Source organism: Vibrio sp. 2CM40D (assembly GCF_023161825.1).
GTDB classification, from domain to species: domain Bacteria; phylum Pseudomonadota; class Gammaproteobacteria; order Enterobacterales; family Vibrionaceae; genus Vibrio; species Vibrio alginolyticus.
The window spans coordinates 207115-229183 of the sequence record NZ_JALNTL010000005.1 but is presented as its reverse complement, the minus strand read 5'-3'; the positions used below and the strand labels follow the sequence as shown (position 1 = coordinate 229183).

General features: G+C 41.4%; 20 protein-coding genes. 7 read left to right on the top strand and 13 right to left on the bottom strand.

Annotated features, from left to right (window positions below; all coding sequences use genetic code 11):
- Positions 1-23: 23 nt before the first annotated feature.
- The 3 genes from hslU (at position 24) to rraA (ending at position 4143) form a co-directional block, all read left to right on the top strand.
- On the top strand, positions 24-1355 hold the full coding sequence (gene hslU, locus MTF70_RS13400) for an HslU--HslV peptidase ATPase subunit (RefSeq protein WP_025768349.1): 1332 nt from the start codon (positions 24-26) through the stop codon (positions 1353-1355).
- A gap of 1287 nt (positions 1356-2642) precedes the next feature.
- The gene (locus MTF70_RS13395; protein ID WP_005383178.1) at positions 2643-3560 is read left to right on the top strand and encodes a 1,4-dihydroxy-2-naphthoate polyprenyltransferase; all 918 of its coding nucleotides are present in this window, start codon (positions 2643-2645) and stop codon (positions 3558-3560) included.
- Between the two features lie 76 nt (positions 3561-3636).
- Positions 3637-4143, top strand: a complete 507-nt coding sequence (gene rraA, locus MTF70_RS13390; protein WP_005379537.1) for a ribonuclease E activity regulator RraA — start codon at positions 3637-3639, stop codon at positions 4141-4143.
- Between the two features lie 135 nt (positions 4144-4278).
- On the opposite strand, the gene zapB is transcribed toward rraA, so the two are convergent.
- Complete coding sequence (gene zapB / locus MTF70_RS13385; protein ID WP_005379536.1) at positions 4279-4521, bottom strand: cell division protein ZapB; 243 nt, start codon at positions 4519-4521, stop codon at positions 4279-4281.
- 348 nt (positions 4522-4869) lie between these two features.
- Between zapB and glpX the strand changes: the two genes are divergently transcribed.
- The 3 genes from glpX to MTF70_RS13370 all read left to right on the top strand — a co-directional run bounded on the left by glpX (position 4870) and on the right by MTF70_RS13370 (position 7727).
- A complete protein-coding gene (gene glpX / locus MTF70_RS13380; RefSeq protein WP_025768348.1) occupies positions 4870-5877 on the top strand; it encodes a class II fructose-bisphosphatase in 1008 nt (335 codons plus the stop codon).
- Positions 5878-6595: 718 nt separating this feature from the next.
- Positions 6596-7216, top strand: coding sequence for a metalloregulator ArsR/SmtB family transcription factor (locus MTF70_RS13375; protein WP_005379532.1), 621 nt, complete (start codon positions 6596-6598; stop codon positions 7214-7216).
- 160 nt (positions 7217-7376) lie between these two features.
- Positions 7377-7727: a DUF3135 domain-containing protein gene (locus tag MTF70_RS13370; RefSeq protein ID WP_025768347.1), complete on the top strand. Its 351-nt coding sequence runs from the start codon at positions 7377-7379 to the stop codon at positions 7725-7727.
- Here the strand turns inward: MTF70_RS13370 and MTF70_RS13365 are convergent.
- The 3 genes from MTF70_RS13365 to MTF70_RS13355 all read right to left on the bottom strand — a co-directional run bounded on the left by MTF70_RS13365 (position 7721) and on the right by MTF70_RS13355 (position 10172).
- Complete coding sequence (locus MTF70_RS13365) at positions 7721-8011, bottom strand: GIY-YIG nuclease family protein (RefSeq protein WP_080276962.1); 291 nt, start codon at positions 8009-8011, stop codon at positions 7721-7723. The two genes, MTF70_RS13370 and MTF70_RS13365, sit on opposite strands and share 7 nt — an antisense overlap.
- A 1228-nt stretch (positions 8012-9239) precedes the next feature.
- Positions 9240-9662 (bottom strand): DUF805 domain-containing protein, encoded by a 423-nt coding sequence (locus MTF70_RS13360; RefSeq protein WP_005384868.1) that lies wholly within the window; start codon positions 9660-9662, stop codon positions 9240-9242.
- A 162-nt stretch (positions 9663-9824) separates the two neighbouring features.
- Positions 9825-10172: a 5-carboxymethyl-2-hydroxymuconate Delta-isomerase gene (locus MTF70_RS13355; RefSeq protein ID WP_017820736.1), complete on the bottom strand. Its 348-nt coding sequence runs from the start codon at positions 10170-10172 to the stop codon at positions 9825-9827.
- Between the two features lie 269 nt (positions 10173-10441).
- Between MTF70_RS13355 and tpiA the strand changes: the two genes are divergently transcribed.
- The gene (gene tpiA, locus MTF70_RS13350) at positions 10442-11212 is read left to right on the top strand and encodes a triose-phosphate isomerase (RefSeq protein ID WP_005384863.1); all 771 of its coding nucleotides are present in this window, start codon (positions 10442-10444) and stop codon (positions 11210-11212) included.
- A gap of 97 nt (positions 11213-11309) precedes the next feature.
- On the opposite strand, the gene galU is transcribed toward tpiA, so the two are convergent.
- From galU to MTF70_RS13305, 9 genes are all read right to left on the bottom strand, one after another.
- On the bottom strand, positions 11310-12188 hold the full coding sequence (gene galU / locus MTF70_RS13345) for a UTP--glucose-1-phosphate uridylyltransferase GalU (protein WP_005397961.1): 879 nt from the start codon (positions 12186-12188) through the stop codon (positions 11310-11312).
- A 68-nt stretch (positions 12189-12256) separates the two neighbouring features.
- The gene (locus tag MTF70_RS13340) at positions 12257-13423 is read right to left on the bottom strand and encodes a nucleotide sugar dehydrogenase (RefSeq protein WP_025604212.1); all 1167 of its coding nucleotides are present in this window, start codon (positions 13421-13423) and stop codon (positions 12257-12259) included.
- Positions 13424-13520: 97 nt separating this feature from the next.
- Positions 13521-15626 (bottom strand): YjbH domain-containing protein, encoded by a 2106-nt coding sequence (locus MTF70_RS13335; protein WP_205461442.1) that lies wholly within the window; start codon positions 15624-15626, stop codon positions 13521-13523.
- A gap of 24 nt (positions 15627-15650) precedes the next feature.
- The gene (locus MTF70_RS13330; protein WP_161440728.1) at positions 15651-16802 is read right to left on the bottom strand and encodes a glycosyltransferase family 4 protein; all 1152 of its coding nucleotides are present in this window, start codon (positions 16800-16802) and stop codon (positions 15651-15653) included.
- An 8-nt stretch (positions 16803-16810) separates the two neighbouring features.
- Entirely contained in the window at positions 16811-17818 is a 1008-nt protein-coding gene (locus MTF70_RS13325; protein ID WP_005384851.1) for an NAD-dependent epimerase, read from the bottom strand.
- Positions 17815-18717 (bottom strand): ATP-grasp fold amidoligase family protein, encoded by a 903-nt coding sequence (locus MTF70_RS13320; RefSeq protein WP_025768342.1) that lies wholly within the window; start codon positions 18715-18717, stop codon positions 17815-17817. Before MTF70_RS13320 ends, MTF70_RS13325 begins: the two co-directional genes overlap by 4 nt.
- Positions 18683-19879, bottom strand: a complete 1197-nt coding sequence (locus MTF70_RS13315; protein ID WP_025768341.1) for a glycosyltransferase family 4 protein — start codon at positions 19877-19879, stop codon at positions 18683-18685. Before MTF70_RS13315 ends, MTF70_RS13320 begins: the two co-directional genes overlap by 35 nt.
- Positions 19880-19883: 4 nt before the next feature.
- Entirely contained in the window at positions 19884-20945 is a 1062-nt protein-coding gene (locus MTF70_RS13310; protein WP_205461444.1) for a glycosyltransferase, read from the bottom strand.
- Positions 20946-21893, bottom strand: coding sequence for an EpsG family protein (locus tag MTF70_RS13305; protein ID WP_176311249.1), 948 nt, complete (start codon positions 21891-21893; stop codon positions 20946-20948).
- Between the last annotated feature and the right edge of the window lie 176 nt (positions 21894-22069).

The window sequence follows — 22069 nt, the reverse complement described above, 5'->3', positions numbered from 1 at the left end:
TCGTAACGAAGTAAGGAAAGAATATGTCTGAAATGACGCCTCGCGAAATCGTTCATGAATTGAACCGCCACATTATCGGTCAAGAAAAAGCCAAGCGTTCGGTTGCGATTGCACTTCGTAACCGCTGGCGCCGCATGCAGCTTGAAGAAAGCTTGCGTGCCGAAGTGACACCAAAAAACATCTTGATGATTGGCCCTACTGGTGTTGGTAAGACTGAAATCGCACGACGCCTTGCAAAACTAGCAAATGCCCCTTTCATCAAAGTTGAAGCGACAAAATTCACCGAAGTGGGTTACGTTGGTAAAGAAGTTGAAACCATCATCCGTGACCTAACAGATGTTGCTGTGAAAATGACGCATCAACAAGCGATGGAGAAAGTGAAATTCCGCGCAGAAGAGCAAGCAGAAGAACGCATTCTTGATGCGCTACTGCCACCAGCACGTGATAGCTGGGGTCAAGCAGAGCAAACGGAAGAGTCTTCTCACACTCGCCAGATCTTCCGTAAGAAACTGCGTGAAGGCCAACTAGACGATAAAGAAATTGAAATCGACGTAGCCGCACCACAAATGGGCGTAGAGATCATGGCGCCTCCTGGTATGGAAGAGATGACTAACCAGCTGCAAGGCATGTTCCAAAACCTGGCAGGCGACACTAAGAAAAAACGTAAGCTGAAAATCAAAGACGCAATGAAAGCGTTAGCGGAAGAAGAAGCGGCGAAACTGGTTAACCAAGAAGAGCTGAAAGAAGCAGCGATTTTCAACGTTGAAAACAACGGCATCGTATTTATCGATGAGATCGACAAGATCTGTAAACGTGGCGAGAGCTCAGGCCCAGACGTTTCACGCGAAGGTGTTCAGCGCGACCTACTTCCATTAATTGAAGGCAGCACGGTATCAACCAAGCACGGCATGGTAAAAACAGACCACATTCTGTTTGTTGCATCTGGAGCATTCCAAGTGGCAAAACCATCTGACTTGATCCCAGAATTGCAAGGTCGTCTACCAATTCGTGTTGAGCTAGAAGCACTAAGCAGCAACGACTTCAAACGCATTCTGACAGAACCAAAAGCCTCTCTAACAGAGCAGTACGTTGCGTTGATGAAAACGGAAGATGTGGACATCGAATTCACAGAAGACGGTATCACGCAAATCGCGGAAGCGGCATGGACGGTCAACGAAAGCACAGAAAACATCGGTGCTCGTCGCTTACACACCGTAATGGAACGCTTGATGGATGAAATCTCTTACGACGCAGCGGAGCAATCTGGCGCTAAATTCGTTATTGATTCCGCTTACGTGAAAGCGCGCCTAGGCGACACGATTGAAGATGAAGATCTAAGCCGCTTTATTCTTTAATCGCAATCTATTTTACCAAAGCCCAGAACCTTGTTTCTGGGCTTTTTGTATAGAATGACGACCACTGTGACAACACCTAAATCAAAAGATCTCGTCATTCTAGCGAGCTCAAGCGAGACTAAGAATCTGCTCACAGCAGACGCCTATTCTTTCCCACTCGCCTTCACCACTGCACAACCGGACGATAGATTCTGAATCACACTCGTTCCTCGCTGTTCAAAACGACGGTGACTTTGACAACATCTAAATCAAAAGACCTCGTCATTTTAGCGAGCTCAAGCGAGACTAAGAATCTGCTCACAGCAGACGCCTATTCTTTCCCACTCACCTTCACCACTGCACAATCGGATGATGGATTCTGAATCACACTCGTTCCTCTTTGTTCAGAATGACGGTGACTTAGACAACACCCAAATCAAGGATCTCGTCATTCTAGCGAACTCAAGCGAGGCTAAGAATCTGCTAACAGCAAGCGCCTATTCTTTCCTCTCACCGTAACACTTCACAATCGGATGATAGATTCTGAATCACACTCGTTCCTCGCCGTTCAGAATGACGGTGACTTAGACAACATCTAAATCAAAAGCTCTCGTCATTCTAGCGAGCTCAAGCGAGACTAAGAATCTGCTAACAGCAGACGCCTATTCTTTCCCACTCACCTTCACCACTGCACAACCGGACGATAGATTCTGAATCACACTCGTTCCTCGTTGTTCAGAATGACGGTGACTTTGACAACATCTAAATCAAAAGACCTCGTCATTTTAGCGAGCTCAAGCGAGACTAAGAATCTGCTAACAGCAAGCTCCTATTCTTTCCCACTCACCTTAACCACGGCACTATTGGGACGATAGATTCTGAATCACACTCGCTCCTCGCTGTTCAGAATGACGGTGACTTTGACAACATCTAAATCCAAAAGATCTCGTCATTCTAGCGAGCTCAAGCGAGACTAAGAATCTGGCAACAGCAGACGCCTATTCTTCCCCACTCACCTTAACCACCGCACAATCGGATGATCGATTCTGAATCACACTCGTTGTTCAGAATGACGGTGACTTTGACAATACCTAAATCAAAAAAGATCTCGTCATTCTAGCGAGCTCAAGCGAGACTAAGAATCTGCTAACAGCAAACGCCTTTCTTTCCCACTCACCTTCACCACTGCACAACCGGATGATAGATTCTGAATAACCCTTTGACTTCTAGTTGAGTTGTTTTAGGTCAATAGCGTATCTGCCTCTTTGTGCTTATACTGGGCACATTGGTTACTAGCACGAAATTTCCATGAAACAATCTCTACAGATCTGGCTTGAAGCCGCTCGTCCAAAAACATTACCTCTGGCATTGGTCTCTATCTTAACAGGTAGCGTGCTCGCGTACTCGGCGGGTCATTTCTCACTGACGATTGCCATCATGGCTTTCGTAACCGCGACATTGCTGCAAATTCTTTCCAACCTGGCAAACGACTATGGCGATGCCGTTCAAGGTACAGATAACGACAAACGCCTCGGCCCATTACGAGCGATGCAGTCTGGCGCGGTAAGTGCTAAACAGATGAAACAAGCGATTATCTTTAACATCGTTCTAACCGCCATTTCAGGCCTAGTATTAGTTTTCTATTCACTAAGTTCACTGGAAAGCATTGTTACTTTTATCGGGCTGGGAATTTTGGCCATTCTCGCAGCCATTGCTTATACCATGGGTAGCAAACCATACGGTTACGTGGGGCTTGGCGATATATCAGTGTTCTTGTTTTTTGGTCTACTAGGCGTATCCGGTACCTACTTCTTGCATACTGGTCACGTAGACACCACGCTATTCTTACCTGCTTTAGGCTGCGGTTTACTCGCCGTTGCAGTACTCAATATCAACAATATGCGTGATATAGAGAACGACCGAGAGTGTGGTAAACGCACGGTGGCGGTACGCTTAGGTCAACGTAAAGCCAAACAGTACCACTTTATTTTACTTGGCGGAGCTATCCTTGCCTTTGCGGCTTACTTGTTAATTCAAGACAAACCCGTTTGGATTAGCTTGCCATTCTTACTTAGTATTTATTTCGTGGCCGATCATGGTAAAGCGGTTTGGCATACACAAAAGCCTGCTCAAATAGCACCAATGATGCCAGTCATCGTGAAATGCTCTCTAGTCACCAACGTTTTGTTTGCAACAATTGTGGTAGCTCAAACTCTAGTAAGTTAAAAAAGGATTGTCATTGCATTGACTTAATGCCTAGATATACTCAAAGACAACCAATTTCTGTTTAGAAAGGTACGCTATGGAATACAATACCTCAGCACTCTGTGATATCTACCTCGATCAGGTAGATGTGGTTGAACCAATGTTCAGTAACTTTGGCGGTCGCGCTTCATTTGCCGGGCAAATCACCACCATCAAGTGTTTTGAAGATAATTCGTTGATCCGCGAGACATTAGAGCAAGATGGACTTGGTCGCGTTTTGTTAATTGACGGTGGCGGTTCCCTACGTAAAGCCCTTATCGATGCAGAAATCGCAACCATTGCGGAAGAAAACGAGTGGGAAGGCATTGTCGTTTACGGCTGTGTTCGTGAAGTAGATGAACTTGAAGATATGAACTTAGGCATTCAAGCCCTCGCTTCTATTCCTGTTGGAGCGACCAGTCAGGGTATTGGCGAATTGGATGTACCAGTCAACTTTGGCGGCGTTAGCTTCCTTCCAGAAGATTACATTTATGCTGATAGCACCGGAATTATCCTGTCGCCAGAACCATTGAATATTGATTTAGAGTTGGATGAAGAAGCATAACGAGTCTTAGACGCCTAAGTTATAGGGCCTTCTCCTAGCTCTTAGCGCCTAGCCTTGTCTCAACATTATCTACTTCCCTAAAACACAAACACCCGCTTAACGCGGGTGTTTTTAATTTGGAATGAAGAAGCCGAATTATTCCACTTCGTCCATTTTGCCAAGTAGTGCACGAATGCGCTCTTGCCATTGTGCGTGCTCTTGCTGTGCTTGTTGTGCTTTTTGCTCTAGCTCTTCACGTTGAGAGCGAAGCTCGTTCGCTTCTTCCGCAAGTTTAGCTTTATCTTCTTTCAGCTCTTCGACTTCCATCTGAAGAAGAGTGATTGTGTCAACTGCAGTTTGAATTTTAGATTCTAGTTGTTCTAGTACTTCAAAAGACATCTTGGCCTACCTATGTTATTCCGTTGGGACGATGTGCGAGATTGATGCACACCTAACCTATATAAGGTTCATTCTACTCAGCGTCGCGATGAGAAACACTCACTATATTCGATATTTTGCATCATTCGGTCAAAAAATCAGCGCAATCTCACTAAACGCTGACTTTTCTTGTCGCCGAAGCATTTTTGAGCAAGGATTTTGCGTCTCGCTACGCTGAAAATCGCCCTAAGTATTGATCAAATTCAAGTTAGATAAAGTAAAAGCCTCGCAAAAAGGCAAACGTTTACTCGACCTTGTGATAGAATCGCCGCGCAAATTCTTCTTCCCTCTTGCTTACTTGGAGACATCATGAAACGCGATTTAGCAATGGCATTTTCCCGTGTGACTGAAGGTGCAGCTCTGGCTGGTTACAAATGGCTTGGCCGTGGCGATAAAAACGCAGCCGATGGCGCAGCTGTTGAAGTTATGCGCACGCTACTGAACAAAACAGATATCAGTGGTGAAATTGTCATTGGTGAGGGTGAAATCGATGATGCGCCAATGCTGTACATTGGTGAGCAAGTGGGTATTGGTGGTGATGAAGTAGATATTGCAGTCGACCCGATTGAAGGAACGCGTATGACGGCAATGGGACAATCGAACGCACTAGCCGTACTTGCCGCAGGTGAGAAAGGCAGCTTTCTTAAAGCGCCAGATATGTACATGGAAAAACTGGTTGTTGGCCCTGGTGCAAAAGGCGTAATTGACTTAGAAAAGCCGTTAAAAGAAAACCTAGAGAACGTAGCAAAGGCCCTGAACAAGCCACTTGATACCCTAGTCGTTATTACCCTTGCGAAACCTCGCCACGATAACGTTATTGCAGAAATGCAAGCAATGGGCGTGCGTGTCTTTGCGGTGCCTGATGGTGACGTGGCTGCCTCTATTCTGACTTGCATGCCAGACAGTGAAGTGGACATGATGTACTGTATTGGCGGCGCGCCAGAAGGGGTTGTATCAGCAGCGGTAATTCGAGCGCTAGACGGTGACATGCACGGTCGTCTGCTTCCTCGTCACGAAGTAAAAGGCGATACTGAAGAAAACCGCATTTACGGCGCAGATGAACTAAAACGCTGCGATGAAATGGGCGTAAAAGCGAATGTTGTCCTCAAAATGGAAGACATGGCTCGTAGCGACAATGTGGTATTTTCAGCTACAGGCATCACTAAAGGTGACTTGCTGGAAGGTATCTCTCGTCAAGGCAATATGGCGACCACAGAAACGCTGCTCGTGCGCGGTCGATGCCGTACTATTCGTCGCATTAAGTCGACTCACTACCTAGATCGTAAAGATCCAGAAGTACGCGATATTATTCTTTAAGCATTTCTCGAGGCTCTCGCTCAGTCTGAGCTTGAGCCTTTCTTTCCGCACAGCCGGACAGTAGATTCTGAATCACTCTCGTTCCTCGTTGTTCAGAATTACGGTGACTTTAATAAGCTCTAAATCAAAAGAACTCGTCACTCTAGCCAGTTCCAGCGAGACTAAGAATCTAGTGGTAACAAGCTCCTATTCTTTCCTGGTCACCTTAACCACTGCTCAACCGGACGATAGGTTCTGAATCACCTCGTTCCTCGCTGTTCAGAATGACGGCTACCATAGCAAGCTCTAAATCGAAAAAACTCGTCATTCTAGCGAGCTCCAGCGAGACTAAGAATCTGGTAACAGCAAACTCCGCTTCTTTCCCGCTCAACTAAGCCACTGCACAGCCGGGCAGTAGATTCTGAATCACACTCGTTCCTCGTTGTTCAGAATGACGGTGACTTTAATAAGCTCTAAATTAAAAGAACTCGTCATTCTAGCGAGCTCCAGCGAGACTAAGAATCTAATAGTAACAAGCTCCTATTCTTTCCTGACCACCTTAACCACTGCTCAACCAAAAGATAGATTCTGAATCACCTCGTCCCTCGCCGTTCAGAATGACGACATATATTGGCTCATATGAACATAGCCCCTACAAATCCACACTCAAATTAAGTCAACACTTTTCTTTACTAACCCTATCGCGCATAATATGTACTGACGTATAAATGGTGGGTATATGAAGACCGTAGATAGGATATTGCAAATCGTTAAGCGTGATGGCTCCGTCACTGCAAAACAACTCTCTTCTGAGCTAGGTATGACAACCATGGGGGCTCGTCAGCACCTGCAAAGTTTAGAAGATGATGGCATTCTTTCTATCCATGACGTAAAAGTAAAAGTTGGTCGCCCTGCTCGTCATTGGTCTCTCACTCAAAAAGGTCATGAGCAATTTGCTGACCGTCACGGTGAGTTGACCATTCAGTTTATAGAAGCTGTCGAACATATCTTTGGCAAAGATGGACTGGAAAAAGTCACATCAGAAAGGGAAAAACTCACGTTACAAAGTTATCGTCAGCATCTTGAGCAATGCGACTCTCTGCAAAGTAAACTAGAAACACTTGTCACATTAAGAGAGCAAGAAGGCTATATGGCAGAGCTCGAGAAAGATGAGAACGGATTCATCTTGATCGAAAATCACTGCCCGATTTGTAAAGCCGCAACTCGCTGCCCAAGCTTGTGCCAATCAGAATTAAGTGTCTTTCAGTCTTTACTTGGACGTGACACCAAAGTAGAGCGTACCGAACACATCATTAGTGGCCAAAGACGCTGCGTTTACCGCATCCAACAACTGCAGTAACCACCACAACCAAACATCGACATGCCGCACTTATTCAATCTCAAGCTTGAAAGCTTCTCTTATAAGTGAGACGGCTGAAGAATTCATCCTCTCTCCTCTTTCTAGTGGTATAGGCTTTTAGTAACTAAAGGCAACTTCCATAAGGATTTGGAGAGCATCGATGTCTAATCTACGTCATATCCCATCCCAAACGCTTCCTCCATTCGATGAAATGGTTCGAATGGCAGAGCGAGACCCAGAAGCTTTTGAGCAATTTCGTCATGAGATGGCGAAAGAGATGATCGAAAGCGCATCAGAAGATATGAAAGCAAGATTGTGGGCTCAACAAAGCCACATTGATAGAGTCATCAGCACGTGTAAAAACCCTCATCACACCAATGTGGTATTGATGAACGAGTTGCAAAAACAGGTCGTAAAGTTCAAAGCAGCGATAGAAGGGGAAGCGGCACCGACACAAAAAGCGGATGTGGTTAGCTTAAATGCGTTTAAAGATAGGGATGATTTTTACTGATACTCAGTAGATAGATCGAGAAAGTTAGGGTTCGTTTCTCTTACCAAGGCTAACTTCCACTCACGCTTCCACTGCTTGAGCTGCTTTTCTCGGTTGATAGCATTAGCCATATCGTCGAATAACTCAAAGTAAACGAGCTTATGAACGTTGTATTTCTTAGTAAATCCTTCCACTACTCCATTTTTATGTTGCCATATTCTTTGGGGCAGCTGACTGGTAACACCTATGTAGAGAACGGCGTTGTTATTTGACGTTAGGATATAAACGCAAGGTGTCTTATCGATGATTCATTCTCCTTCATTATTCGCTGTTACTTTTCCATTGTAATTCTCGAGCTCAGTCAGTTTATTTCAAACTCGGAGCACTCTGTACGTAGATTCTGAATCACACTCGTCCCTCGCTGTTCAGAATGACGATGACTTTAACAACCTCTAAACCAAAGGGGAGCGTCATTCTAGCGAGCCTTGGCGAGACTAAGAATCTCATAACAGCAAGCTCCTATTCTTTCGCACTCACCTTGGCCACTGCGCAATCGGACGATAGATTCTGAACAACACTCGTTCCTCGTTGTTCAGAATGACGATGACTTTAAGAGCCTCTAGATCAAAAGAGTCCGTCATTCTAGCGAGCCGCAGCGAAACTAAGAATCTGGTATCAGCAAGCTCCTATTCTTTCCCGCTCAGCTTAACCACTGCTCAACCGGATGATAGATTCTGAATCACACTAGTTCCTCGTTGTTCAGAATGACGGTGAGTTTAACAACCTCTAAACCAAAGGGGAGCGTCATTCTAGCGAGCCTTAGCGAGACTAAGAGTCTCATAACAGCAAACTCCTATTCTTTCCCGCTCAGCTTAACCACTACTCAACCGGATGATAGATTCTGAATCACCTCGTTCCTCGTTGTTCAGAATGACGATGACTTTAAGAGCCTCTAAATAAAAAGAGCTCGTCATTCTAGCGAGCCTTAGCGAGACTAAGGATCTGGTAACAGCAAACTCCTACTCTTTCACACACAGCTTAACCAGGGCTCAAGCGGACGATAGATTCTGAACCACACTCGCACCTCTCTGTTCAGAATAACGATGACTTTATCAGCCTCTAAACCAAAAAGGATCGTCATTCTAGCGAGCCTTAGCGAGACTAAGAATCTAGTAATATCAAGCTCCTATTCTTTCCCGCTCAGCTTAACCACTGCTCAAGCGGACGATAGATTCTGAATCACGCTCGTTCCTCGTTGTCCAGAATGACGGTGACTTTAATAAGCTCTATGTCAAAAGAGTTCGTCATTCTAGCGAGCCTTAGCGAGACTAAGGATCTGGTAACAGCAAACTCCTACTCTTTCACACACAGCTTAACCAGGGCTCAAGCGGACGATAGATTCTTAATCACCTCGTTCCTCGCTGTTTAGAGTGACGGTGAGTTTAAGAGCCTCTAAATCAAAAGAGTTCGTCATTCTAGCGAGCCTTAGCGAGACTAAGAATCTACTTTCAGCACGCACGATACTTGAGGCAATTACTCCGGCTCAGGGCCATATTGGTTTGGTCCTGATGTTCCTTTTAAGAAGCCACATTCAATTAGAATCCATAAACCACAAATCAGAGAAATGGAAGCGACGAACATCTGTGGGGTCGACGGCTCTTGCGCGGCAGGGCTGGTCATTGGCGTGGCAATTCGGCCTATAATCAACGGAATATTCAGTGCTAGCCAATATATCGATTTGTTGCGGTCGTGCCAACGCTTGGTGGTGATCGCCAAATCAGGGATCAACAGAACCACCAAGAAAATAGGAAGAAGCACATAAGAGAGAGTAGGAAGCAGCTGGCTAATACCGGCACCAAAGCCTAGAATGGACACATAGTAAATGACGTTCCAAATCCAGTAGGTTTTACGGTTTATACGTCCTTGAAAAGAAAACAGTAACTCTTTAGTCGACATCAAATTTTACCCCAAAGTAGAAAGGTTATAGATTAGCCGAGTCGATATAGTTTGGAAAGGACACCGATAGCTTGGGTGCCCACAACGCCCATATAACAAGCAGAGCCAGGCTGAGAATTCGTAACAATAACCCCTCGCTATTCTCGGGCAATTCAGCGCAACCTAGTTCACGACCTTTTGGAAGCTATCTATATCCATGTCTCGGATATTGACTGTTAAACTGTGCACGTGACTGGCTTGCTCTTGAAGTGTCGCCATCAAGGCTCGTGACAGTTCTCGCTTTTGTTCTTGGGAGCGACCAGATAACAAATCAAAGTTGATATGGATAAAGTCGAGGCTATCACCCTCCTCTCCTATTAACCAATTGTGGCACCGGAGCGTTCTAGATTTCACTGACGCGAGTTCAAAGAGGCCACTTTCTAACGCCGTTTTATGTAAATCCTCCAGCAACCCCTGAACATTGACGCGTTCTTCCACCGAGTTTGAATACTCTAAAACGAGATTTGGCATTTTGATTCCTTTCTACAACAATTAATTCCAGCGCGTAGTAATACCAATCTCAGCAGCAATTTCCGAGGAATGAACTATCATTCTGTCTACGCGATCACCAATCGGTTGCTTTTGACAAAAATAACAGGATCGATGCTTGGTCGAATCAGTAAAGAAAGCCGGACAAGACATGACGCCAATCATGATCTGTTCACATTATTCTGTTATATTCCTACGTAGATTTTTTACATTAATTGACTATTTACATTAAAGATAAGGGAGATATTCCTATGCGTCGTCCTGTAGTGATGGGTAACTGGAAACTAAACGGCAGCAAAGCAATGGTAACTGAGCTGCTAACTGGTCTTAACGCTGAACTTGAAGGCGTTGAAGGTGTTGACGTAGCAGTCGCTCCACCAGCACTTTACATCGACCTAGCAGAGCGCGTAATCGCTGAAGGCGGTAACAAGATCATCCTAGGTGCTCAAAACACTGACCTAAACAACAGCGGTGCGTTCACTGGCGATATGTCTCCAGAAATGCTGAAAGATTTCGGTGCTACTCACATCATCATCGGTCACTCAGAGCGTCGTGAATACCACAACGAATCTGACGAGTTCATCGCTAAGAAATTCAACTTCCTAAAAGAAAACGGTCTAACACCTGTTTTCTGTATCGGTGAATCTGAAGCGCAAAACGAAGCTGGCGAAACTGAAGCAGTATGTGCACGTCAAATCAACGCAGTTATCGACACTTACGGTGTTGAAGCTCTAAACGGCGCAATCATCGCTTACGAACCAATCTGGGCTATCGGTACTGGTAAAGCAGCAACAGCTGAAGATGCACAACGCATCCACGCTTCTATCCGCGCACTAATCGCAGCGAAAGACGAAGCAGTTGCAGCACAAGTAATCATCCAATACGGTGGTTCTGTTAAGCCAGAAAACGCTGAAGCTTACTTCTCACAACCAGACATCGACGGTGCTCTAGTTGGCGGTGCTTCTCTAGACGCGAAAAGCTTCGCAGCAATCGCTAAAGCAGCGGCTAAAGCAAAAGCGTAATCTCGTTTTTACTGAGAGTAGAAATAACAAAGGGATGCATCATGCATCCCTTTTTGTTTGTGTTGTACCGTCGGAGTACCTAATAGAAAGTTCCGACCTACGCTGGCTCGGCAATTTTCACGGTTGGCTTTTTCGCTAGCTCCGCACTGGAATCTTTCTTATAAAGGTTCTCGTAGCAGTAATTTGTAGCTTCAATGTAGCCTTCTACACTACCGCAATCAAAGCGTTGACCTTTAAATTTGTATGCCAAAACACAACCAGATTGAGCTTGTTGCATCAGCGCATCGGTGATTTGAATCTCACCACCTTTACCTGGCTCTGTATTTTCAATCAGTTCAAAGATATCAGGTGTCAGAATATAGCGACCAATAATCGCTAGATTGCTAGGTGCAGTACCTGGCTCTGGCTTTTCAACCATGTTATCAATGCGGAAGATATCATCTTTGATCATCTCGCCAGCAATCACACCGTATTTATGCGTTTCTGATTCCGGCACTTCTTGTACCGCAACGATTGAACAGCGGAACTGTTTGTACAGCTCAACCATTTGCGCTAGAACGCCTTTGTCCTCATTCACACAAAGGTCATCCGCGAGCACAACAGCAAACGGTTCATCACCGACCAATTCACGTCCCGTAAGAATAGCGTGACCTAAGCCTTTCATTTCACGCTGACGGATGTAAGTGTAACTCGCAGAATCAATCAAAGAACGAATATCATCAAGCAGCGCTTCTTTACTTGTACCGCTAATTTGATGCTCTAGCTCGTAGTTTTTATCAAAGTGATCCATTAACGAGTGCTTACCACGACCCGTGACGATGCACATACCGTCCATACCGGCTTCAATCGCTTCTTCAACACCGTATTCAATCAATGGCTTGTTCACCACTGGCATCATTTCTTTCGGCATCGACTTAGTTGCAGGAAGGAAACGTGTACCGTAACCCGCTGCTGGGAATAAACATTTTTTAATCATAACCATTACCAACTAAAAAAAGGCTCCTCTGAGGGAGCCTATTACATTATTTTGAATATAAAGACTAATTAATCGCTACCAAACAGGTCACGGGTGTAAACTTTATCAGCCACATCAGCTAGTTCCTCAACCATGCGGTTAGAAACAATAACATCAGACATTTGTTTGAACTCTTCAATATCGCGGATAACGGCAGAATGGAAGAACTCATCTTCCTGCAGTACCGGCTCGTAAACCACTACTTCAATACCTTTCGCTTTAATACGCTTCATAATGCCTTGAATAGACGAAGCGCGGAAGTTATCTGAACCAGCTTTCATAATTAAGCGGTAAATGCCCACTACTTTTGGCTGACGTTTGATAATGGAGTCTGCAATAAAATCTTTACGAGTGCGGTTTGCATCAACAATTGCACCAATGATGTTATTAGGAACTTCTTGGTAGTTTGCTAACAATTGCTTTGTATCTTTTGGTAAGCAGTAACCACCATAACCGAATGACGGGTTGTTGTAGTGATTGCCAATACGAGGGTCTAAGCCAACACCTTCTATAATTTGGCGAGCATCAAGGTTGTGTGCTTCAGCATACGAATCTAACTCATTGAAATAAGCTACGCGCATCGCTAGGTATGTGTTTGAGAACAACTTAACCGCTTCGGCTTCTGTAGAGTCAGTAAACAAAACCGAGATGTCTTCTTTTACCGCACCTTCAACTAAAAGATTAGCGAACTTCTCTGCACGTTCGCTACGCTCACCAACGATAATGCGAGACGGGTGTAGGTTATCGTAAAGAGCTTTACCTTCACGAAGAAACTCTGGAGAGAACATAACATTCTGACAACCGAGCTCCTCTTTAATGCGCGCAGTATAACCCACAGGTACAGTCGACTTAATCACCATAACTGCATCTGGATTAATTGCCATCACATCTTTAATCACTGCTTCAACTGAAGAAGTATTAAAGTAGTTCGTTTGAGGGTCATAATCCGTTGGTGTAGCAATAACAACAAACTCCGCGTCTTTGTAAGCCAACTCTTTATCTAGCGTCGCGATAAAGTTGAGTTCTTTGTTTGCAAGGAAATGTTCGATTTCCGCATCAACAATTGGAGATTTCTTGTCATTCAACAAGTCCACTTTTTCTTGGATAATATCAACCGCCACAACCTCATGGTTTTGTGACAATAACATGGCATTGGACAAACCGACGTAGCCCGTGCCTGCTACAGCAATTTTCATTTTTATTTCCTATTATTTAACTGACGCTAGCATATCAAAACACCGACACTCTCGGTAGAGTGCGGCAATTAACTAAAAGCCTAACTAGCAACACAACTTAATTCAATTGAGTACCCAAGTAACGCAAATAAGCATTGCGAATGCGAAGCTTGTTCTGCTCAAAGTACTCTTGACCATAACGGCCTCGGTTAAAGTAGCGGCGAAGCATACTATTATCCATCACGAGTTCATCACCCTGGCCTGCTGCCAAATAGTTTGTATCGTTGCCAACTCGAGTCGTAACGTTGAAATCATAAGCCTCGTTACCACGAACTTGTATCACTCCCGGCGACATATCGCGCCATGGCGTTAATGGCAGTTTTACTGACACAGTGACAAACTGCTCTTCGTCTGTATCATTAAACTTTGTCACCTGATAACTTGCTGATACTTCTATGTCTTCAAACCAATGTGATGTCGTGAATTTTGCGCCAACATCCCCTTTCCAAAACTCGCCAGCAGTTGCGTTAAACTGCCAATCCCACTCTGGCATAGAGAATGTGTAACGAGTTAAAAAGGTTTGGCGGTCTGGATTCGCATAACCATTTTTGTCTTTTTCGTCTTGATGTTGGAAGTAGCTCATCTCTAGTCCCAACTCATGGTTGCCCGATTGAGAGAACCAAGCTGATTCGCTGCGCGCACCGATATAATCCGACTTAACCAAGCCTAGAGAGACCTGGTTAGCAATATCGACATATGGTAAACGGAAGAACTGATGCACCATTGCACGATCAATCTCGTTCTCGTACGCGCTATCTTCGAAATACCCACCTTCTTCAAAATCGTCACTTTCTGCTAAAGGTAAAATATGACGAACATCAATTGCCGCGCCAGACCATAGGTAGGTGTATAAGTTGCTAGACATAGCAAAAGAGTAATCATACACACCGTACTCGGTTGCAAAACCATGCCTTACCATAGGAGAAAGCACGATCTGCGAATCTAAAGTGCCTGAATTAACTCGCTCCGTTTTCCAATCAACCATGTCTAATCTTTCCGGTAAATCGCGCGTGATAAACTGAATGTCATCACAAGCTGCGCTACCATTGACAAAACTTTGGTAACAGTTAGCGTCAGACAAAACACTGACCACTGGTTTTTGGTTGGCAAGCATCACAAGTTCAAATTGATCCGATGCAGCGCCTATATCTTGCGCCGCATTTTGACCTAAATGACTAGACACAATACCCAGAGCGACACCTAGTCCGTCAACTTGGTTATGGTTGTAGCGGCGGTTTTCTACAGCCACCACAACTTTGTCATTTGATACGCCCACTTGAACATTAACGAAGCCTTCATTTTTTAACGCACTAACCAAAGAGGAAATTGACGCTTGTTGCGCTTTGTTTTGCTCAACGACTAAACGATCCATTAACGTCATATTATTCTTCGCGTAGTCGCGAGAGCGAGAGTATTCCGTTATCAATGGCATCGAGAGTGCAGCACTCCAAACGCTTGAACCATCCGATTCATGACCAGAATAAATCTGGTAGCTTAATGAGGCGGTTATATCATTAGGCAGTAAATTATCGGGAGTGAACACTTTTATAGAAGAGTTGAATTCTACTGAATCGTACTCTCCTACTAGTTGAACAAAGTCAAAAGGTTGGTATTCAAAGCCACCAAAAGGGCCATCTAGAACACCCATCAAACGCTCTTCTGACTGACCGAAACCAGCAGAAACCCTTAAGGGAAGTGCATTAAACGTATAATCAGCGACGGCAAAATTAGTCATGAGCTTATTTGCAGCCCCACCGACATCTTGCATACCCAAAGCAAAATCTAAGTTCTCATTCCCCCAAAAATTGGGAACCTGATACTTCAGTGATAATGATAAATCTCGAATACCGCCACAGCCTGTTTTAAAACAGTTCGAGTTATAATCATAAGTAACGATACTACCATGAGCCTCTAACCCTTCAATGAGGCCGAAAGATACTTTTATAGAATCTAAACCTTGCACCTCGTCAAGCCAAGGGCGCCCTTGGGCAAAAGATACACCAAAGTCGCCATACTCTTTAACTTGAGCATTAGGGTTAAAAACCAGTCCACTAAAGCTTTGGTTAGAATTTAGCGTCTGCAATTCGTTTGCCGCGACGCCACAACTACAAGCCAACGATAGGGTAATTATCGTTACTTCATCCACTGAAATCTTTTTGATCATAACTCTTTATTTTATTTAGTTTTGCTAGCTGGCACTGAGGCCTTCTGCTTGAGTTTTTTCTTTTTGAAAGCAATCTTCCACTGCGTCCAAGTATTTTTGTATGACTAACTGCTCATCAAACTCTCGTTCAACTTTTTGACGACTGAATTGTCCCATTGTTAACCTTTCTTGATGAGTGAGGTTGATCACCAAATCCAGTTTTTCAATTAAACTCTCTGTCGAACGAGGAGTACATAAATAACCATTGACTCCATCGTCAACCGTTTCACGACAACCAACATTGTCAGTTGTTACTATGGGTTTCCCCATTGCCGCCGCTTCTAGTAACGATTTAGGTACTCCCTCTCGATAGAATGAAGGAAGCACCATGCAATCTACCTTCGCAATCTCCTCTTCTACACAATCAGAAGTGCCAAGATAACTTACAATGCCTTCATCAACCCACTTTTGCATATCACTACTAGAGACAGCTGAAGGGTTATTAACATCAAGAAAACCTAGTAATCGAAATTCAACCTTATCACCATGTTTAGACTTCAATGCGCGAGCCGCTTCAACGTAGTGACCAATGCCTTTGTCGTACAACATTCTGGCAATCAATAAAAAGCGAATTACACCGTCATCATTTGCAGGGCTAACTTGAAAACGGTTGAGATCAGCTCCCGAACCAGGTAAACGATCAACAAGATACGATGGCGCTAACCGGTTCTCCAAAAACAACGTTTTATCGTCTTCATTTTGAAAGAAGATCTTACTTGCTTTAGATTGGCTCATTTTATACAGCAATCTGGCAATCTTAGACGTAAGGCCTTCATTAATAAAGACCATACCTAAGCCGGCAATATTATTGACCGACTTAGAGCCAACAAAATGCCCAGCTAACGTACCGTAGATATTATTCTTTGGAGTAAAGTTCAGTACCACATCGGGTTTGACGCTCTTAAAGATTTTGATAAATGAGAAAAACGTACCAATATCTTTAACAGGATTTGTACCCCCTTGGTCAATGTTGATATGACAAAAGCTTGCTCCAAGTGATTCAAGTTTCGGTGAATAATCATCTTTAGGGGCTATAGCTACAACCTGATAACCAGCGTCCAACAACGCCGTAATGGTGTTTCTTCTGAAATTATATAAATACCAACTTGTATTTGCTGAAATCGCAACCGTTTTCATCTAACTACCTAAACCTTATAAAACTCGCGATACCAATCAACTAAGGCTTGAACGCCTTGTTTAAGACCAACTTGAGGTTTATAGCCAGTCGCTTCGAATAAATCAGAGGTATCAGCATAAGTCTTATACACATCACCAGGCTGCATCTCGCGGAAGTTCTTTTTCGCTTCAATACCAAGCGCAGATTCGATTTCCGTGATGAAGTCCATAAGGTTAACTGGACTACCGTGACCGATATTGTAAACAGAATATGGAGCAGAACTAGAAGCAGGCGTACCGGATTCAACGGTCCAGTCGTCATTTCTTTGAGGGATAACCTCAGAAATACGTACAATACCTTCAACAATGTCGTCAATGTAAGTGAAGTCTCGCCACATATCGCCATTATTGTTTATATCAATTGTATCGCCCTCTAATATCTTCTTAGTGAAAATAAAAGGTGCCATGTCAGGACGACCCCATGGACCGTAAACGGTGAAGAACCGCAATCCAGTGGTCGGTAAGTCATACAAGTGAGAATATGAGTGTGCCATTAACTCATTTGATTTCTTCGTCGCCGCATACAAAGAAACTGGATGATCAACCGTATCACTTGTTTCAAAAGGTGTTTTTTGATTCAAGCCATAAACAGAAGATGACGATGCGTAAACTAGATGCTTAACTTTTGAATGTCGGCAACCCTCTAGGATGTTTAGGTGACCAACTAAGTTAGAATCCGCATAGGCCATCGGGTTTTCTATAGAGTATCTCACACCAGCTTGAGCTGCTAAGTGGATAACACAATCAAACTGGTTGTTAGCGAAGAAATCAGCTACAGCTTGTCTATCCGAGAGATCCATCTTTACAAATTCGAATCGCTCACTATTGTTGATCGTCAGTAGTCGAGCTTCTTTAAGATTAACATCATAGTAGTCATTAATATTATCTACACCAACAACACTCGCACCTTTACTCAAAAGCACTTCAATGGTTTTAGCGCCAATAAAACCCGCTGCGCCAGTTACTAAATATTTCATTTATCAAATTCCTTCCAATAACTACCTAATAAGACATCTGCATCTTTACTTGAAAGTGGTTCCCAACCACTACCATGACAAAACGTTAGTTCTCCAAAATAAACCTTTCCATCGACGTTATACATATCAACTCGAACGTACTTAAAAGGTTTCGCTAATTTTTTTGCTAGTGAAACCACGTCAGGCATATTAATTGGAAACTCGTAGGAATCATCAACTGATTCATACTTGGGTTGTATAGCAAAATCTAACTTTTCTAAATTCTCGGAATACAGTGATCTTTTATGATTACTAAACCGGTCACTATCAACCTGAATTATTACTTTTTCCTGGTTACTATCGTCCCCTTGAAAAATATGCAATTTGTAATCGGATGGCAGAGAACCATCTTTATGCATTAATAACTCTTCCATGAGTACTTGAGGCGTTTCAAGATCATAGAAATTTTCATCAATCTTTTGTCCTATTTTTACTTTTAGGTAACGATTGAATTGTGCTGATAATGCATTTAAATCTGTTAATTTTGACTTATCAAGTACTACTTTAACATTCTCACCACCACCTCCATTACTCGTTTTGATAACAAACTTATCAGGTGCTTTGTGAAAGAAATCAGGCGTTACATGAGTTGTTTTAGCAATTAAAGGAATTAAATGTTCTTTACCAATAGTATCTTCGACGTATTTTCTCACAGTATACTTATCAACATAACGAGAGAAGCTTAATGATTGAGAATCTAACTTTCGAGCAAATACTTTTTCTGAAAATGTACTAGGAGATATAAAGTCTGGATAATACTTATGAGTTATAACAAATCTAATTTTATTATAAACATTGGGAGTAATAACCAATCTAAGAACATCTCTAGTTATATTCTTTAATTCTTTTTTCAGATTCATTACTCAAATCATCCATATTCTTCATTATATTTTCAAAGCCATTTACGAAACCATCGTAATCAAATTTATCTTTCACATATTGAGTTCTTTGATTACGACAAGACAACACATCATCATCAATCGATAGAATATTTGAAGTAAACTCATCAACAAAGGTGTCATCACTGGCTTTTGTTTTCGTAATTAAGCCAATACTCTCGTTAACTAATACATCATTAATTCCATCAACTAGAGAAGAGCAAACAAAGCACCCTGCATTAAGTGCCTCTATAACGACTCTAGGTAGTCCTTCTTTGTGACTAGCGAATAAAAAAACGTCAGATAAAGACAAGTATTCATTAACAAAAGGAGTATATGGGACTATTATTACATTATCTTTTAGCCCAGAATCGTTTATTAAATTTAACACCTCGTCCTGATACTTAATGTCAATTTCAGTAGGTGGGCTTCCGATCATAAGTAATACATCACCATCTTTGTAGACTTTACCAAAAGCTCTTACAATATCTAGCTGATTTTTCCTTATACAAATACTTCCAACTGTAATATAAACTTTATTATATTTTTCTATTGTTCCTTTTATTTCTTCGACTGCGCTATAGTCCAAGATTTTAAAATTAAATCCTGTATTCAAAATAGTTAGCTTTTTTTGATATCGCTGCTTTTCATTTTCTGACAGAACATCACTACAGTCACTAGATATAAGAATTATCTTATTTGAAAGGGCTGCAGCGATTGAGGATATAAACTTAACTCGGTCATTGATCCTTACATACCAAGAAACTCTATCCCTTAAAATAAAAATAATAGGAAGGTAGAATAGAAAGCTGCGAATGTCATTCACACATATATAATCAGACTTTCCAATCAAGTTAATATTAAAAAGTTGCTTAATCCATAAATATATTAGCAGAAAAGGATATACAACCTTTTGGTAAAGTTTAAATTTACTTCTCGGCTTTAACAACAGTTCAGGAACAGGAAGAACAAATGAATTTATTCCTAAATCATTGGACTTCTGAGCTAACGGGCCGTTTTTAGATGTAATTAAACTAACATCCAAATATTCTTTACTATTTAATCCAGAAGCTAGCTCCAACATACTTTTTGGAGCTCCGTAAAGTCCCTTATAATAACTTTCTATAAAAATAATTTTTTTCATTAAATTAAATACTCTTTATGAATTTTTCATATTGACTCGTAATTTTCTCTAATGAGTATTTCTCGGTCGTATGATATATATCGTTATAGTTCCAAGACTTATTGATACAAAAAGACATCGCTTCTGCTAACTTTTCTACTGATAGATATTCAACTAATATACCATTATGATCATTAATTATGTCTCTCGGACCGCTTGGACAATCATAAGAAACTATAGGCGTTCTATATAATATAGATTCTAACAATACATTAGGGAATCCTTCATTGAATGAAGATAAAACTGTTAATTTTGCATTTTCATAATAAGGTTTAGTATTTTTTTGATGACCAGCAAATGAAACATTACTCTCTATCCCAAGTTTTCTCGAAAGTTGCATTAAACTTTCTTTTTCTGGTCCATCGCCTACTATAACCAATTTATAATCAGGGAATGTATTTAAGAACAGGGAAAATGCTTTTATCGTATCTTTAACGTTCTTCTGCTTTACTAATCTTCCCACATACAAAATATAATTTTCTTTTTTAACTTCTTTGTCGACGCCACTTTTAAAACGATCTATTGGATTATTAATGACAACATATCTTTCATTAACAGAATAGTTATCATCCATGTCCTTTTGTATACCAGTAGACTGGAATATATAGCCGTCGATATATCGATAAAAGGCCTTCATCAACGGACTGACTACGTATTGATACTTTTTGCTTTTATGTTTGATTGTTACGCTAAGTGTATTATTTATTCTGCTAATGATTTTTACATTATATTTAAATAATTTCTTTATTAGGAGAGCTACTAAACTGAGCTCATGATTAAATATTAAAACAGAATGTCCATTGATGTCTTTTAAAACTTTCTTCAACTTCCAAAAGCTTTTTAATGTACTCGTTTTGCCTAGGTAAACAATTTTTACTTTATCAGACACCTCATAAGAAGATCCTTCATCATCTAAAACAAAAATAGTAACATCATTTTTATCTTGAGATAGCCTTGAAGATATTTGGCAGCATACCTTTTCTGTGCCACCACCGATAAGAGAATTAATAATAAAATAGTAGTGCATTTAGAACAAATACCAAGAGTTAGAAACATTCCAAAGCAACGCAGAGTTAACACTTGTTTGGAAATAAGAGAAAAATTTCAAACCTGCATATAATAAAGGAATAAATATAAATGGAAAATAATAAAGTTTAAGCTTTTTAACGTTCAAAACACCGAACTTACATAGATCAGGAAGAATAAAAAAGAAAAGTAAAATATAAAAAAGATTAAACCTGTATGCGATGGGAATTGCAGTATACAATGGAATTATAAAAAACATAGAAGGAAGTATTCGAAGAACAACCATTGCATTAGTTTCATCTACAAACTTATCAAATTTAAAAACAAACGAAATGAAGAGAATTACAGCCAGATATATGTAGTTTAAATATGATGCACCACCCTCATCATCAACATAGTGGCTATAACCAACTTTCATAAGCATCGCTTTAAAAACAAATACCATTCCATATGAAAGAACACTACCCAACAAAAACATTAGAAAACGTATTGTTTTTTTATTGGTCAGAGAGTACATAAAGTAATAATAAAATATTATCACTAATCCCCACAACCCAGTCATTTGAATAGAAGTAGATAATAGTACTATTAGAATAGCTCTTAAATAATTTTCCTTTCTAAGCTCTGGGATTATAAAGAATAATATAAAAACACTTAATATCATCCTACTGATATTAAAGCTATCTATCACAAATAAGCTTATAGCAAAGTAAGATACGATTGAAAAAACATTTTTAGTCATTACATTGCATATCTTAAGATACAATGTCAATATGGATACTGAAAAAATAAATAGAAAAAAATTAAAATTATCGACTATAGATTTACTCAACCACATTAATAGAGCATAGCCAAATTCTATTCTTTGCTCATTAACACTAGATATATCCTTATTCAGTAAAACATTGAATATTTCTTGGTATACAATTGTATCAATACCTCCTTTCATGTGCGTGATTTCTCTCCACCCCATGATGGAAGATACCCCGACAACCATCGAAAAAAGAAACATGAAAGAAACTACATATAACTCGTTCAGCTTCTTATATTCTTTAGACTTCACATGAAGTAACGCAATTAAGGAAAGCGATAAAGAAAATACAATATATATATTCACATATTTAC

Excerpts from the sequence above, each read along its gene's own strand:
- MTF70_RS13305 (WP_176311249.1), bottom strand. The coding sequence starts at position 21,893 with ATGAAAGGAGGTATTGATACAATTGTATACCAAGAAATATTCAATGTT.
- MTF70_RS13375 (WP_005379532.1), top strand. The coding sequence starts at position 6,596 with ATGAAGACCGTAGATAGGATATTGCAAATCGTTAAGCGTGATGGCTCC.
- MTF70_RS13315 (WP_025768341.1), bottom strand. The coding sequence starts at position 19,879 with ATGAAAAAAATTATTTTTATAGAAAGTTATTATAAGGGACTTTACGGA.
- MTF70_RS13330 (WP_161440728.1), bottom strand. The coding sequence starts at position 16,802 with ATGAAAACGGTTGCGATTTCAGCAAATACAAGTTGGTATTTATATAAT.
- MTF70_RS13310 (WP_205461444.1), bottom strand. The coding sequence starts at position 20,945 with ATGCACTACTATTTTATTATTAATTCTCTTATCGGTGGTGGCACAGAA.
- MTF70_RS13335 (WP_205461442.1), bottom strand. The coding sequence starts at position 15,626 with ATGATCAAAAAGATTTCAGTGGATGAAGTAACGATAATTACCCTATCG.
- MTF70_RS13340 (WP_025604212.1), bottom strand. The coding sequence starts at position 13,423 with ATGAAAATTGCTGTAGCAGGCACGGGCTACGTCGGTTTGTCCAATGCC.
- MTF70_RS13370 (WP_025768347.1), top strand. The coding sequence starts at position 7,377 with ATGTCTAATCTACGTCATATCCCATCCCAAACGCTTCCTCCATTCGAT.
- MTF70_RS13360 (WP_005384868.1), bottom strand. The coding sequence starts at position 9,662 with ATGTCGACTAAAGAGTTACTGTTTTCTTTTCAAGGACGTATAAACCGT.
- MTF70_RS13325 (WP_005384851.1), bottom strand. The coding sequence starts at position 17,818 with ATGAAATATTTAGTAACTGGCGCAGCGGGTTTTATTGGCGCTAAAACC.
- MTF70_RS13395 (WP_005383178.1), top strand. The coding sequence starts at position 2,643 with ATGAAACAATCTCTACAGATCTGGCTTGAAGCCGCTCGTCCAAAAACA.
- MTF70_RS13355 (WP_017820736.1), bottom strand. The coding sequence starts at position 10,172 with ATGCCAAATCTCGTTTTAGAGTATTCAAACTCGGTGGAAGAACGCGTC.
- tpiA (WP_005384863.1), top strand. The coding sequence starts at position 10,442 with ATGCGTCGTCCTGTAGTGATGGGTAACTGGAAACTAAACGGCAGCAAA.
- hslU (WP_025768349.1), top strand. The coding sequence starts at position 24 with ATGTCTGAAATGACGCCTCGCGAAATCGTTCATGAATTGAACCGCCAC.
- MTF70_RS13320 (WP_025768342.1), bottom strand. The coding sequence starts at position 18,717 with ATGAATCTGAAAAAAGAATTAAAGAATATAACTAGAGATGTTCTTAGA.
- rraA (WP_005379537.1), top strand. The coding sequence starts at position 3,637 with ATGGAATACAATACCTCAGCACTCTGTGATATCTACCTCGATCAGGTA.
- zapB (WP_005379536.1), bottom strand. The coding sequence starts at position 4,521 with ATGTCTTTTGAAGTACTAGAACAACTAGAATCTAAAATTCAAACTGCA.
- galU (WP_005397961.1), bottom strand. The coding sequence starts at position 12,188 with ATGATTAAAAAATGTTTATTCCCAGCAGCGGGTTACGGTACACGTTTC.
- glpX (WP_025768348.1), top strand. The coding sequence starts at position 4,870 with ATGAAACGCGATTTAGCAATGGCATTTTCCCGTGTGACTGAAGGTGCA.